At 64.1% G+C, this 13,873-nt stretch carries 15 protein-coding genes; 8 read left to right on the top strand and 7 right to left on the bottom strand.

Annotated features, from left to right (window positions below; translation table 11 throughout):
• Positions 1-148 precede the first annotated feature (148 nt).
• From petA to JN280_RS16775, 4 genes are all read left to right on the top strand, one after another.
• Positions 149-712: a ubiquinol-cytochrome c reductase iron-sulfur subunit gene (petA, locus tag JN280_RS16760; protein WP_202313676.1), complete on the top strand. Its 564-nt coding sequence runs from the start codon at positions 149-151 to the stop codon at positions 710-712.
• Positions 713-724: 12 nt separating this feature from the next.
• Entirely contained in the window at positions 725-2,029 is a 1,305-nt protein-coding gene (locus JN280_RS16765; protein ID WP_202313677.1) for a cytochrome b, read from the top strand.
• Positions 2,030-2,060: 31 nt separating this feature from the next.
• A complete protein-coding gene (locus tag JN280_RS16770; RefSeq protein ID WP_202313678.1) occupies positions 2,061-2,927 on the top strand; it encodes a cytochrome c1 in 867 nt (288 codons plus the stop codon).
• Positions 2,928-3,022: 95 nt separating this feature from the next.
• On the top strand, positions 3,023-3,568 hold the full coding sequence (locus JN280_RS16775; RefSeq protein ID WP_202313679.1) for an adenine phosphoribosyltransferase: 546 nt from the start codon (positions 3,023-3,025) through the stop codon (positions 3,566-3,568).
• Here the strand turns inward: JN280_RS16775 and JN280_RS16780 are convergent, their stop codons facing one another.
• The 5 genes from JN280_RS16780 to corA all read right to left on the bottom strand — a co-directional run bounded on the left by JN280_RS16780 (position 3,569) and on the right by corA (position 7,332).
• On the bottom strand, positions 3,569-4,804 hold the full coding sequence (locus JN280_RS16780; protein WP_202313680.1) for an RNA polymerase sigma factor: 1,236 nt from the start codon (positions 4,802-4,804) through the stop codon (positions 3,569-3,571).
• Between the two features lie 10 nt (positions 4,805-4,814).
• Entirely contained in the window at positions 4,815-5,201 is a 387-nt protein-coding gene (locus tag JN280_RS16785; protein ID WP_202313681.1) for a YciI family protein, read from the bottom strand.
• A gap of 138 nt (positions 5,202-5,339) precedes the next feature.
• A complete protein-coding gene (locus tag JN280_RS16790) occupies positions 5,340-5,813 on the bottom strand; it encodes a MaoC family dehydratase (RefSeq protein ID WP_202313683.1) in 474 nt (157 codons plus the stop codon).
• Positions 5,810-6,271 carry a MaoC family dehydratase gene (locus JN280_RS16795; RefSeq protein WP_202313685.1) on the bottom strand — a complete coding sequence of 154 codons (462 nt, stop codon included), beginning with the start codon at positions 6,269-6,271 and terminating at the stop codon, positions 5,810-5,812. The genes JN280_RS16790 and JN280_RS16795 overlap by 4 nt, the downstream gene beginning before the upstream one ends.
• 86 nt (positions 6,272-6,357) lie before the next feature.
• On the bottom strand, positions 6,358-7,332 hold the full coding sequence (corA, locus tag JN280_RS16800; RefSeq protein WP_202313687.1) for a magnesium/cobalt transporter CorA: 975 nt from the start codon (positions 7,330-7,332) through the stop codon (positions 6,358-6,360).
• 297 nt (positions 7,333-7,629) lie between these two features.
• Between corA and JN280_RS16805 the strand changes: the two genes are divergently transcribed.
• Positions 7,630-7,833 carry a YgaP family membrane protein gene (locus tag JN280_RS16805; protein ID WP_202313689.1) on the top strand — a complete coding sequence of 68 codons (204 nt, stop codon included), beginning with the start codon at positions 7,630-7,632 and terminating at the stop codon, positions 7,831-7,833.
• A gap of 289 nt (positions 7,834-8,122) precedes the next feature.
• Here JN280_RS16805 and JN280_RS16810 read toward each other — a convergent pair whose 3' ends face one another.
• Positions 8,123-8,524, bottom strand: a complete 402-nt coding sequence (locus JN280_RS16810) for a helix-turn-helix domain-containing protein (RefSeq protein ID WP_202313691.1) — start codon at positions 8,522-8,524, stop codon at positions 8,123-8,125.
• Between the two features lie 769 nt (positions 8,525-9,293).
• On the opposite strand from JN280_RS16810, the gene proV reads away from it, so the two are divergent.
• From proV to JN280_RS16825, 3 genes are read left to right on the top strand one after another with little or no spacing between them, the layout of a single operon-like run.
• A complete protein-coding gene (gene proV, locus JN280_RS16815) occupies positions 9,294-10,523 on the top strand; it encodes a glycine betaine/L-proline ABC transporter ATP-binding protein ProV (protein WP_202313693.1) in 1,230 nt (409 codons plus the stop codon).
• Positions 10,524-10,546: 23 nt separating this feature from the next.
• The gene (locus tag JN280_RS16820; protein ID WP_202313694.1) at positions 10,547-11,473 is read left to right on the top strand and encodes an ABC transporter permease; all 927 of its coding nucleotides are present in this window, start codon (positions 10,547-10,549) and stop codon (positions 11,471-11,473) included.
• A gap of 40 nt (positions 11,474-11,513) precedes the next feature.
• The gene (locus tag JN280_RS16825; RefSeq protein ID WP_202313695.1) at positions 11,514-12,386 is read left to right on the top strand and encodes a glycine betaine ABC transporter substrate-binding protein; all 873 of its coding nucleotides are present in this window, start codon (positions 11,514-11,516) and stop codon (positions 12,384-12,386) included.
• A gap of 328 nt (positions 12,387-12,714) precedes the next feature.
• On the opposite strand, the gene ychF is transcribed toward JN280_RS16825, so the two are convergent.
• Positions 12,715-13,818, bottom strand: a complete 1,104-nt coding sequence (gene ychF, locus JN280_RS16830) for a redox-regulated ATPase YchF (protein WP_202313696.1) — start codon at positions 13,816-13,818, stop codon at positions 12,715-12,717.
• Between the last annotated feature and the right edge of the window lie 55 nt (positions 13,819-13,873).

The raw sequence follows: 13,873 nt of genomic DNA on the forward strand, positions 1-13,873 counted from the left end.
CTGGACAAGCGCATTCTTCACGCATAAACCAGCCGCAAATGCCGGAGGTCTGTCGCTAGCCCGTCGCCATGCGATTTCGGGTGCGCGCCAGGAAGAGCGGGGATCGGTTCAGCCGCCGGCGCAGATAAGGGAAAAGGATCAGAGTCCCGTGAGCGCACACGATACGACGGAGCCAAACCGCCGCGATTTTCTCTATATTGCGACCGGCATGGCCGGTGCGGTCGGCGCTGGCGCCGTCGCATGGCCGTTCATCGACCAGATGCGCCCCGACGCTTCGACGCTCGCGCTCGCCTCTGTCGAGGTGGACGTCTCCGCGCTTCAGCCGGGCATGTCGCTGACCGCCAAATGGCGCGGCAGGCCGGTGTTCATCCGCAACCGCACGCCGGAAGAGATCGAGGCGGCCAAGGCCGTGCCGATGGCCGAGCTGAAGGATCCGGTGGCACGCAACGCCAACATCCCGGCGGGCGCCGAGGCGACCGACATCGATCGGTCGGCAGGCGAGGGCAGGGAGAACTGGATCGTCATGGTCGGCGTCTGCACGCATCTCGGTTGCGTGCCTCTCGGCCAGTCCGGCGATTTCGGCGGCTGGTTCTGCCCGTGCCACGGCTCCCACTACGACACGGCGGGGCGTATCCGCAAAGGCCCTGCGCCCGAGAACTTGGCCGTGCCCGTTTTCCAATTCATTTCCGACACCAAGATCCGGATCGGCTAAGGGGGAATTTCCATGGCTGGTGGACACTCGACCTACAAGCCGACAAGCGGCATCGGCCGCTGGGTCGACGAACGCATGCCGCTGCCGCGGCTGATGTATGATTCCTTCGTCGCCTACCCGGTGCCGCGTAACCTGAATTACGCCTACACCTTCGGCGGCATCCTTTCGATCATGCTGGTGGCGCAGATCCTCACCGGTGTCGTGCTGGCCATGCACTATGCCGCAAACACGGGCCTCGCCTTCCAGTCGGTCGAGAAGATCATGCGCGACGTGAATTCGGGCTGGCTTCTGCGCTACCTGCATTCCAACGGCGCGTCCTTCTTTTTCATTGCCGTCTACATCCACATCTTCCGCGGGCTCTATTACGGTTCCTACAAGGCGCCGCGCGAGCTGCTGTGGATCCTGGGCTGCATCATCTACCTGCTGATGATGGCGACCGGCTTCATGGGCTATGTGCTTCCCTGGGGCCAGATGAGCTTCTGGGGTGCAACCGTCATCACCGGGTTCTTCACCGCGATCCCGCTGGTCGGCGACTGGATCCAGCAACTGCTGCTTGGCGGCTTCGCGGTCGATAATCCGACGCTCAACCGCTTCTTTGCGCTGCACTATCTGCTGCCCTTCATGATCGCCGGCGTCGTCGTCCTGCACGTCTGGGCGCTGCACGTCACCGGTCAGACCAACCCGACCGGCATCGAGGTCAAGGCAAAGACCGACACGGTTCCGTTCACGCCGCATGCCACCGCCAAGGACGCCTTTGCGATGGTCGTGTTCCTCGCCGTGTTCGCCTACTTCGTCTTCTATATGCCGAACTATCTCGGCCACCCCGACAACTACATCGTTGCCGACCCGCTGAAGACGCCGGCCCATATCGTCCCCGAATGGTACTACCTGCCGTTCTACGCGATCCTGCGCGCCATCACCTTCAACATCGGCCCGATCGATTCCAAGCTGGGCGGCGTGCTGGCCATGTTCGGCTCCATCGCGGTGCTGTTCGTCGTGCCCTGGCTCGACACATCGAAGGTCCGCTCTGCGGTCTACCGCCCCTGGTACAAGCTGTTCTTCTGGCTGTTCGCCGCCAACGCCATCTTCCTCGGCTGGCTCGGCTCGCGTCCGGCGGAAGGCGCCTATGTGATCATGGCCCAGGCTTCGACCCTCTACTATTTCGCCTTCTTCCTGGTGATCATGCCGGTCCTCGGCCTGATCGAAACCCCGCGCAGGCTGCCCAACTCGATCACCGAAGCGGTGCTTGCCAAGAAGGGGAACGGCGCAACGGCGCTTCCGAGCGGCGTGGCCGCCTCGCCGGAAACCAAAGGCTGATCTGCCGAGAATCTTTGAGAGGATAGTTTTCATGAAGAAGATTCTCAGCGGATTGGCGGTGCTGGGCGTTGTGCTTGCGGGCGCTGCTGGTGTCTGGGCGGCCGAAGAGGAGGCCGGCCACAGCGCGGCCGAGCCGACGCACTTCCCGATCCACAAGCCGGTGGAGCAGACCTGGTCCTTCGCGGGTCCGTTCGGCACCTATGACAGGGGCCAGTTGCAGCGCGGGCTGAAGATTTACAAGGAAGTCTGCTCCGCCTGTCATTCGATGGATCTCGTCGCCTTCCGCACGCTGGAGGGGCTCGGCTACTCGCCCGCCCAGGTTAGCGCCTTCGCGGCCGAGTACACCGTGCAGGACGGGCCGAATGCCGACGGCGAGATGTTCGAACGCCCGGCTATCCCGTCGGATCACTTCCCGTCGCCATTCCCGAATCCGGTCGCTGCGGCGGTCGCCAACAACGGCGCCGCCCCGCCCGACTTCTCCCTGATCGCCAAGGCGCGCGGTGTCGAACGCGGCTTCCCGACCTTCGTCTTCGACATCTTCACGCAGTATGCCGAAAACGGTCCCGACTATATCCATGCGCTGCTGACCGGCTATGATGAGCAGCCGCCGGCCGGCATGGAAATTGCCGAGGGCACGCACTACAACCCGTATTTCATCGCCGGCAAGTCGCTGGCCATGGCCAAGCCGCTCTCGGACGGCCAGGTGACCTACGAGGACGGTACGCCCGAGACGGTCGACCAGTATGCGCGCGACGTCTCGGCCTTCCTGATGTGGGCCGCCGAGCCGCATCTCGAGGAGCGCAAGAAGACCGGCTTCCGCGTCATCATCTTCCTTGCCCTGTTCGGCGTGCTGGTTTACCTGACCAAGCGCAAGGTGTGGGCTACCACACCGCATTGAGTTGGATCGCAGCGACTTTCCAAAGGGCGCCGGCGGCGCCCTTTTCATTCGACTGCGAAACCGGCATGTATGTGCGGCAACGGGACCGTTCTGACATGAAATCTTCCCTCGAAGACACTCTGCTCACCTCGATCCGCACGATCCCGGACTATCCGAAGCCGGGAATCCTGTTCCGCGACATAACCACGCTGCTCGGCGATGCGCGTGCTTTCCGCCGTGCAGTGGACGAACTCGTTCATCCATGGGCGGGCTCCAAGATCGACAAGATCGCAGGCATCGAGGCGCGCGGCTTCATCCTCGGAGGCGCGATCGCGCACCAGCTTTCGGCCGGCTTCATCCCGATCCGCAAGAAGGGCAAGCTGCCGCACGAGACCGTGCGCGTCGCCTACAGCCTGGAATACGGGCTGGACGAGATGGAGATGCACAAGGATGCGGTGAAGCCGGGCGAACGGGTGATCCTGGTCGACGACCTGATCGCGACCGGCGGCACGGCCGAAGGGGCGGCGAAGCTGCTGCGGCAGATGGGCGCGGAGATCGTCAGCGCCTGTTTCGTTATCGACCTGCCCGATCTCGGCGGCCGTGCCAAGCTCGAGGCGCTCGGCGTTCCCGTCCGCACCCTCGTCGCGTTCGAAGGGCATTGATCACTTCATGACCGTCTCGGCGCGCCTCCGCAGGAAGGCGCGCATGGCTGCGTCGTCGCAAAGGCCGATCGCACGTTGATAGGCCTCGCCGGCCATCGTGGTGTGGCCAAGCCGGGCGTGAAGATGCGCAGCCAGCGCCCAATAGGGCTGGTAGCTCCTGGTCGCCTGGATATCGATCTTTTCGAGCAAGGCGAGGCCAGCCGGAGCGCCACGCGCCTCGGCGATGGCCGCGGCGCGGCCGACCTGCGCGCCGAGGGTCGGCGCGAGCAGCACCAGTCCCTCATAGAGCAGCGCCACGGCTTCCCAGTCGGTGCTGCCGGTAACGGCACGCCGGGCATGCGCCGACTGGATCGCCGCTTCGAGCTGGAAGCGACCGATGCGCCCGGCCTCGGCAGCGTAAGCGAGTTCGTGCTCGGCTTCCTCGCAGAGCGCAGGGGACCACAGACTGCAATCCTGTTCGGAGAGCGGCACGAAGGCTCCGTCGGTCCCGCGCCGCGCGGCGCGCCGGGCCTCGCAATGGAGCATCAGCGCGAGCAGGCCGCGTGCTTCCGGCTCGTCCGGCAACAGGCTGACGACCAGCCGTCCGAGATGCAGCGCCTCCTCGGGCAGGCCGCTGCGGCGCGGATCGTCGCCCGCGACGTCGTCCCAGCCGCTGCCATAGGCCGCGTAGATCGCCTCCAGCACGGCGTCGAGGCGCGGCGCGAGCTCGTCCGGGGCCGGAACCTCGAAGGGGATGCCCGCGCCGCGGATCCGGTTCTTGGCCCGGCTCAGACGGCGCGCCATCGCCGCCGGGCTCACGCAGAAGGCGGAGGCGATCCGCGTGGCGTCGAGCCGCAGGATCGTCTGCAGCATCAGGGGCGTGCGCAATGCCGCATCGATCTCGGGATGCGCCGAGATGAAGAGCAGCTTCAGCCGCTCGTCGCCCAGACCATCCGGCCCGGCGCTGCGTTCGCTCGCTTCTTCCGCCGCGGCGATCAATGCCGGCACTGACTGCCGGTGGACTTGACGGCGGCGCGCGGCGTCGATCAGCCGTCGCCGTGCCGCCACCAGCAGCCAGGCCTCGGGTTTGTCGGGCACGCCGGAGCGCGGCCAGGTCGACAGGGCCGCGCCGAAGGCGTCGGACAGAGCGTCCTCGGCCGCGGCGATGTCGCGCGAACGTGCTGCGAGGAAGGCGAGCAGGCGGCCATAGGATTCACGTGCCGCCCGCTCGACCCTTGCCAGGGCTTCATCGACCATGAGGCGGCCCTTAGCCGGCCGCTATCTCCGCCATCCGATCGTGGTCCGTCCGCGGGAGATTGGGGCGGACTTCGACGCCGCCCTCCGGTCCGGCCGGATAGCGCGCGGCCCATTTCAGCGCCGTGTCGATGTCGGGCACGTCGATGATGAAGAAGCCGCCGAGCTGTTCCTTGGTGTCGGCGAACGGGCCGTCCTGGACACGGTGGGCGCCTTCCCTGGGGCGCAGGCTGGTCGCGGTGGCAGGTGGCTGCAGGCCGGCGCCGGCGACAACGATCCCGGCGTCCTGCAGCGCCTTCATATAAGGCACGAAGCTCGCCCAGAATGCCTCGCGTTTCTTGGGGTCCGCCCGCGCGGAAAATTCGTCGGCACTCTGATAGAAGAGAAGCGTGTAATGCATCGTCCTGTCCTTTCGGTAACGAGCGCGTCGTCGTCGCTCGGCCCAATGACGGGGATGCGGGCCGCAATCGGACACCGGCCTCGATTTTTTTGCTTCGCCGCCTGCCGATATCAGGCAGGCGCATCGTATCTCGTAAGGTCAGCCCGTCTTCACAAGTATCGCGCTCGTGAACTCGATCACCTTGTCGCCGCGCGTATCGAAAGCTTCGCACAAAATGGTGAGCATGCGCCAGCCGGGGCGTGAAGCGATCGGCCGGTGGTCGATACCGGTGCGGGTGAAGGTGATCGTCTCGCCGGCAAAGACCGGCTTCAGCCATTTCAGCTCGCGGAAGCCGGGCGATGGGCCGAATTCCGGCCGCGGCCCCGGACCGGTCCAGGCGACCGGCACGGTATCCTGGCGCAGCTTCAGATTATACTTCATCCAGGTTGCGGCCGTGTGCCAGCCCGACGCGCAGAGCGCACCGAACACGCTTCTCCTGGCGGCTTCCTCGTCGACGTGGAAGGGTTGCGGATCATATTTGCGGGCGAAGGCCTTGATCTCCTCGGCCTGGAATGTGTGGGAGCCGAGCGTCGTGGTGACGCCGATGCCGAAGAACTCGTCGAGCGCGCTCATCGGGCCGTCTCCCGTGCCAGGAACATTCCGGTGTTCTGCAATTCCATGACCACATCGCCGCGCTGGTTGATGAGCGCGCTCTGCACGGTCACAAAGCCGAGGCCGGGTTTCGACTTCGAGCCTCGCTTGGCAATGACCGTGCTGCGGCCGGTCAGCGTGTCTCCGGCCAGGACCGGCTTCTTCCAGCGCACATAATCCAGTCCCGGCGAGCCTTGCGACGTCGAGTCGAGCAGGAAGCCGTCGCACATCATGCGCATGAACATGCAGCATGTGTGCCACCCGGAGGCGGCAAGCCCACCGAGGATGCTGGCCTTGCCCGCTTCTTCATCGAGATGCATCGGCTGCGCATCGAACTCTCTGGCGAATTCGATGATCTCCTCCGCTGTGACCGTCTTCGCGCCGAGCTCTATCGTGCCGCCCTCCTCGAAGTCCTCCAAGGCCCATTTCTTCGCGGTCATGTCAGATCCTGTTCAAACTTGTACGAATACCATGTACAGCCCGCGCCGCCGATGCAAGGCCGCTTTGTCGGCCGAGAGCGAGCATGCTACAGCCAGCCGCGCCGGCGGAAATACCAGAAGGGCAGCACGGCCGAGACCACCATCAGGCCGAGAGCCAGCGGATAGCCGATGTTCCATTTCAGCTCGGGCATGGCGTCAAAGTTCATGCCGTAGATCGAGGCGACCAGGGTCGGCGGCAGGAAGACGACGGCGGCCACGGACACGATCTTGATGATGGCGTTCTGCTCGATATTGATCATCCCGAGCGTGGCATCGAGCAGAAAGGTGATCTTCTGCGACAGGAAGGAGGAGTGGTCGGCGAGCGAGGCGACGTCGCGCGACAACGTCTTGACGCGGGCGCGGACATCCTTGCTGCTCTTGCTCTGGCCGGTGGCGTGGGCCATGAAGCTCGACAGACGTTGCAGCGTGGTCAGGCTGTCGCGCATGTTGGAGGTGAGCGATTCCTTGCGCCCGAGTTGCTTCAGCAGGAGCTGGAAGCTGCGATCGCGCTTCGAGGCCTTGGTCTCGGTCGGATTGAAGATATCCTTCGACAACGCTTCGACGTCGCGCGAGGCGCGCTCGAGCACGTCGGCCAGCCGATCCACGATCGCCTCCAGGAGCCCGATCAGGATGGTCTCGGCATTGGTGCAGCCGATCGAGGCCTTTTCGGCCCGCACCGGGAAGGTCTGGAAGGCACGGGGCTCATGATAGCGGATGGTCACCAGCCGGTTGCCTGCCAGCACGAAGGTGACGGGCGAGATGATGGGCTCGTCGCCTTCGGTGGAGGCGGGCAGGGTCGCGGTCATGAAGTAAACGCCGTCCTCGACGTAGAGACGGCTGGATATCTCGATCTCCTCCATCTCTTCGCGGGTCGGGATCTCGACGCCGATCCAGGCTTCGATGTCAGCTTCTTCTTCCTTGGTGGGGCTCACGAGATCGACCCAGACCACGGGGCTGCCGCCCGAGGAAATGCCGTCGACCAGCCGCAGGCGATCCTGATCGATGACGAATGCCTTGATCATTGAGCGGTCTCCCTTGCCTTCGACAAGAGGCGCGTCATAGGCGACGCCTGTTTCAGGATTGTGTCCGGCAAAGAAGTTCCGGCGGCCTGGAAGCTGCCGCTTAGACCCGGCCGCCGGAGGCGTCAAGCCTGCGGTTTCGGGCCCCCTTTGCGTCAGCAAATGTCAGGGATCTTTCACAAATGCGTGCGGTGGTCGCGCGGACACTTGTGTTTGGAAGGGCTCCACCCCATTTGCGCGTGGCGACGATCGATGGGGGGCGAATCGTAGCCGATTAAATGCCTTTGCCGGAGAATACGCATGTTTGAGCAAAATGTTGGACTGAGCGACCGGGCTATGCGGGCAGCCGCGGGCGCTGTTCTGTTGGCCATGATCTTCCTCGCACCCGAAGCGCCGTTGCGCTGGTTCGGGTTGATCGGTGTCGTCCCGCTGTTGACGGGCCTGTTCGGGGTGTGCCCGTTCTACAGGCTGTTCCACAAGACAACGCTGAACAAGCAGTCTTAGTCGCCTGCAGTCCGCAGGCCCTGCCAAGAAGCCGGCGCCGAGCCGGCTTTTTTTGTGCGCTGCTGCCATTCGGCGAACGTAGCAGCCTCACGATTGTGCCTTCTCACTTGGATGAAGAGGTGGTCATTCCTGATCCGGAGCCAGGCGACCTTCCGAAGTCGTCAAGCCCGGCGGGGCGGGGGATCAACCGAGCATTGCCCGAGGCTCGCCGAATTCGGCGACGACACGGGGCCGGCCCAGGCGATCGAGGAAGCTGCGACGGCGAACGGCCAGCGATCGGAGACGCTGGTCAGGCCGCGGACATCGTGCCGGCCGCCAGCCTGCGGCCATGGTGCTCCAGCTTGGCCAGCAGTATCTCGACGCGCTGTTGAGACGATACGGCCTCCGCGGAGGCGGCGCGGAGTTCTCGAAGCAGGTCCGTCACCTCGTCGGACGACCGCTCCACCGGGCCGGAGCCTACTCCCGTCAGCAACCAGGAGGGACTGACGCCGAGAAGCCCCGCCATCATGGCAAGGCGGTTTGACCGCGGGTCTGCCCGGTCGCATTCCCAAGCCTTCCAGCTTGCGGTCTGGACGCCGAGGCGCCGTGCAGCCTGGGCCATGGTCAGCCGCGCTGCCTCACGGGCGAGCGAGATGCGTCCGCCGAGGGTGTCATCCTGGGCGAAATCGGCGTCGTCTTTGCGGGCCATCATGGTCGGTTCTCCTTGCAACTAAAAATTGATCGTTCGGGTTGGGCCGCTTGACCTTGCGCATGGCACGCGCCGCCGGCAGGTACGCCACATGCGATGGCCGATCGGTGGGAGGCCCTCATGCCGGCGTTGCCTTGAAGCATTGAGCGGGACGGCAACGGCCCGAATGCGAGAGGCCGGATCGAACCTGCCGGAAAGATGGGCGCAAACTGATCTTGCCATTTGGCTTATCGCATCCCGTCTAAATTTCTACATGTCTGCCATAGGCTCATGAATACATAATACTCTTTGACGAAAATGCCTCGTGACGGGATTGGTATTGTGATCCGAAGGTCGCCCTGCCGGCATCTTAGTCAGCCATATCTGGCAGGGCAACCCGTGAGACTTGATTTCCGGCCTCGCCCGCGCTCGACAATCTCGCCTTCCGCTCATGGCCGGTGCCGGTTCAGATTGAAAACGCATCGGAAACATCGACGGCTTGCCGTCTGCACCGGGCCGGCGAAACCACACCTGCGCCCGTTCCGAAGCCGGTCCGGCAGGGGGTGTTCGGACCCTTCGAGGCCGGGCGGCGGCACTCCAGAGTTGCAGGCGGGTGGACATCCGTTCATGCGTCGACTATACGCACACCCTCTTGCCGAATCGTCGTTTCGGCAATCCACGCGCAGCCCGACGCTGTATTCGCCTCCTCGCGGCCGCCCATCCGGCGGCCAGGATCCTGCAGGCGGCCAAATCTCGAGAAGGAGACGTGTCCTACCGACCGGTGGACTTTGGAATGCTATTGGATACACAAAATCACCATACCGACCTCTCAAGGGTCAAACTCAGCATACGGCACGTCTTCAAGATCTTCGGCCCGCATCCCGGCGTCGCGCTGGACATGGCAAGGGCGGGCAAAGCAAAGCCGGAAATCCATCGAACCACCGGCTGCGTGGTCGGCGTCGACGACGCCAGCTTCGATATCATGGACGGCGAGATCTTCGTGATCATGGGGCTGTCGGGATCGGGCAAATCGACGCTGCTGCGCCTTTTCAATCGACTGATCGAGCCTACCGCCGGCGTGATCGAGGTAGACGGGCGCGACATCACCAGGATGTCGAAGCGCGAACTGATCGAATTGCGCCGGCGCGACATGAGCATGGTCTTTCAGTCCTTCGCTCTTCTGCCGAACCGCAATGTGCTCAACAATGCCGCCTTCGGGCTCGAGGTGGCGGGCGTGGGCGAAGCGGAGCGCATGGCCAAGGCGCTCGCTGCTCTCGAAGCGGTCGGCCTGCGCTCCTATGCGCAGAGCCGACCCGAGCAACTGTCGGGCGGAATGAAGCAGCGCGTCGGGCTCGCAAGGGCGCTGGCGAGCGAGCCGACGATCCTGCTCATGGACGAAGCCTTTTCCGCGCTCGACCCGCTGATCCGAACCGAAATGCAGGACGAACTGATGCGTCTGCAGGCCGAGCACAGCCGCACGATCATCTTTGTCAGTCATGATCTCGACGAGGCAATGCGCATCGGCGACCGCATCTGCATCATGCAGGACGGCAAGGTGGTCCAGGTCGGCACGCCTGACGAGATCGTGACCAACCCGGCCAACGACTACATACGCTCGTTCTTCCGCAATGTGGACGTCTCCCAGGTGTTCAAGGCGGGCGATATCGCCCACAAGACCCAACTGACGATCGTGGACAGGCAGGGCGTTTCGATCGCAACCGCCCTCGAGCAATTGCGGCAATCCGATCGCCAAGTCGCCGTCGTGGTCGGCCGCGACCGCAAATATCGCGGCATGGTCAGCCGGGAGACGCTCGTCAGGAACGGCCAGCCGAAAGCAGCCGAGCCCTGTCGGGACGCCTTTCTTCCGGACGTGGTCCCCATTCCCGCCGACGAACCCCTGTCGAACGTGCTCGGCCGCGTCGCAGAAAGCCGATGGCCTCTTCCGGTCATCGACGACGACAATCGATATGTCGGCTCCATCAGCAAGTCGTCGCTCCTGGAAACGCTCGACCGCGCGAGTTGAGCCGGCACCGAACGGAAGAAATCATGGATTTCGATCTCAGCATCGGCCACGGAGCCGATATCGCCGTCGACTATATCCTCGACAATTACATGCCGGCGCTCGATGCGATCGCGACGGCGATCGGCTTCGTTACGGGCGGCATACAGAATCTCTTGGTTTCGGTTCCTCCCGTTGCGGGCATAGCCGTTCTGACTCTGCTCGCCCTCTGGCGCGTCGGCTGGAAGTTCGCGCTGTTCACGCTCCTTTCGTTCTGGCTCATCCGCCATATGGGCCTGTGGACCGCGACCATGGAGACACTGTCACTTGTGCTTGCGGCGACGGCGATTGCGGTGGTGATCGGCATTCCGACCGGGATAGCGATGGCGCGCAGCGCGCCGGTTGCCTCCGCCGTGCGGCCCGTGCTCGACCTGATGCAAACCATGCCGGCTTTCGTCTATCTCATCCCGGCCGCGATGTTCTTCGGATTGGGGGCGGTGCCCGGCACGATCGCGACGGTGATCTTCGCCATGCCGCCGGTGGTCAGACTGACCAATCTTGGCATCCGCCAGGTCCATTCAGAGTTCGTCGAGGCGGGCCTGGCATTCGGATGCACCTCGCGACAGCTGCTCTTCAAGGTGCAACTGCCCAATGCCATGCCCTCGATCATGGCCGGCATCAACCAGACCATCATGCTGTCGCTGTCGATGGTCGTCATCGCATCGATGATCGGTGCAGGCGGGCTCGGCAACACGGTCCTCACCGGCATCCAGCGCCTCGATGTCGGGACCGGCTTCGAAGGCGGGCTGGCGGTCGTCGTGCTCGCCGTGGTCCTCGACCGGATCACGCAGAGCCTCGGCAAGGGCAGGGCGCGTTTTCCAGGCTTCCTTGCGCTGCGCAAGGCAAGCGGACATTCGGGCACGGCTTCGCTCGAACGCTCCGATACGGCAAGCGGCGGGGCACCCTCCGCTTGAACTCCCAATCCATAAGCCCAATCCACAAGAAGGAGACAATATGTTCAGAAAACTGACACGGCTGGGTTTGGCCGCGGCGATCGCCGCCGGTTTCGCGACGGCGGCATTTGCCCAGGACAACGCCAAGACGATCAAGCTGGGATGGGCCGCCTGGTCCGACGCGGAGTTCGTCACCAAGCTCGCCGCCAAGCTGATCGAGGATAACCTCGGCACCACGGTGGAACTGGTGCAGACCGACGTCGCTCCGCTCTATCAGGGTGTCGGCCGTGGCGATCTCGACGCAATGATGATGGCCTGGCTGCCGCAGACCCATGCCGACTACTTCAAGCGCGTGGAGGACAAGGCCGAGACGCTGGGTTCGGTCTATGAGGGAGCGAAGCTCGGCTGGGTCGTGCCGGCCTACATTCCGCAGGACGCCGTCAACTCTATCGAGGATCTGAAGAAGGACGACGTCAAGGAAAAGCTCGGCGCGACGGTTCAGGGCATCGATCCCGGCGCCGGCCTTACCCGCCTCTCGGAAGCGGCCATCAAGGATTACGGCCTCGACTACAAGCTTCAGATCTCCAGCGAAGCCGGCATGCTGACGACGGTCGACCGGGACATGCGTTCCGAAAAATGGTTCGTCGCAACTGCCTGGAGCCCGCACTGGATGTTCGGGAAGTACAAGCTTCGCTACATTGAGGACCCGAAAGGCGCGCTGGGTGCGGCCGAGCATGTGGACGTTCTCGCGCGCAAGGGCTTCAAGGAAGACAATCCTGAAGCCGCTGCCTTTCTCTCGCGCATGAAGCTGCCTCTCGACGAGCTCGAAGCCGCGATGTTCGACGCGCAGGAGACCTCCTACGAAAAGGCCGTCGACAAGTATATCGCAGATCACCCCGAGCGGGTGAAGGCCTGGCTGGCGGGCTCGGAGTAGGACGCCGGATCGCGATGATCCCTGCCGGAGCGCAAAACCCTAACGCAAAAGGTGGGCTTGCGTTCGCGGACAGATGCTCCATACTCCCCGTATTCGCTTCGCGCCGACTGCGGATGTACCAGCGGCGGGAAGAAGAAAGGCCGGGACTAGTCCCGGCCTTTTCACGAAGCGGGAGCCATGGGGCGCTCATGGCTCCGATTGGTGGCCGGGCGATCGCCCTGAGTTTAGGGAAATCCCTTTCCGAGAAGCCTCGAAATGTGATGCCCGCGGCCGTTTCGCGTCATCCCGCCCGTATGGGCGTCCGCCTACTTCCCGGTAACGGCCCAAATCAGGTGTTGAACTTGAACAGCATGACGTCGCCGTCCTGGACGACATATTCCTTGCCTTCGTCGCGGGCCTTGCCGGCCTCCTTGGCCGCAACTTCGCCGCCGAGCGTCACGAAATCGGTGTAGGCGATCGTCTGGGCGCGGATGAAGCCGCGCTCGAAATCGGTGTGGATCACGCCCGCCGCCTGCGGCGCCTTGGTGCCCCTGGAGATGGTCCAGGCGCGGGTCTCCTTCGGACCGGCGGTGAAATAGGTGATGAGGTCCAGCAGTTCATAGCCGGCGCGGATCAGCCGGTCGAGGCCGGGCTCCTCGAGGCCGAGCGCGGCCAGGAACTCGTGCTCCTCGTCGTCGGGAAGCTGCGCGACCTCGGCTTCGATCGCCGCCGAGATCACGACGGTGCGGGCGCCTTGCGCCGCCGCCATCGCCTCGACGGCCTTGGTGTGCGTGTTGCCGGTTGCCGCATCAGCCTCGGCGACGTTGCAGACGTAAAGCACCGGCTTGGAGGTGAGCAGGTTCAGGCCCTGCAGGATCTTCAGATCCTCCGCGGCGATATCAGCCAGCATGAGACGCACCGGTTTGCCGGCCTGCAGCAGCTCCAGCGCCTTCTCCATGATCGGCAGGACCGTCGTCGCTTCCTTGTCCTTGCCCGTCGCCCGCTTCCTGATCTGCACGATGCGGCGCTCGAGGCTCTCGAGATCCGACAGCATCAGCTCGGTTTCGACGGTCTCGGCGTCGGCGACCGGGTCGATGCGTCCTTCGACATGGGTGATGTCGTCATCCTCGAAGCAGCGCAGCACATGCACGATCGCGTCGACCTCGCGGATGTTGGCGAGGAACTGGTTGCCCAGTCCTTCGCCCTTCGAGGCGCCGCGCACAAGGCCGGCGATGTCGACGAAGGAGATGCGGGTCGGGATGATCTCCTTCGACTTGGCGACGCCGGCGATCTTGTCGAGGCGCGGGTCGGGAACCGCCACCTCGCCGGTGTTCGGCTCGATCGTGCAGAAGGGATAGTTGGCCGCCTGTGCCGCAGCCGTCCTGGTCAGCGCATTGAAGAGCGTCGACTTGCCGACATTGGGTAGGCCGACGATGCCGCATTTGAAACCCATTTTGTCCAGTCCTGTGGGGAGGTCGAAATCTTGCACGGGCTATGGGCGATAGCCA

Source organism: Mesorhizobium sp. L-8-10, assembly GCF_016756635.1.
GTDB lineage: Bacteria > Pseudomonadota > Alphaproteobacteria > Rhizobiales > Rhizobiaceae.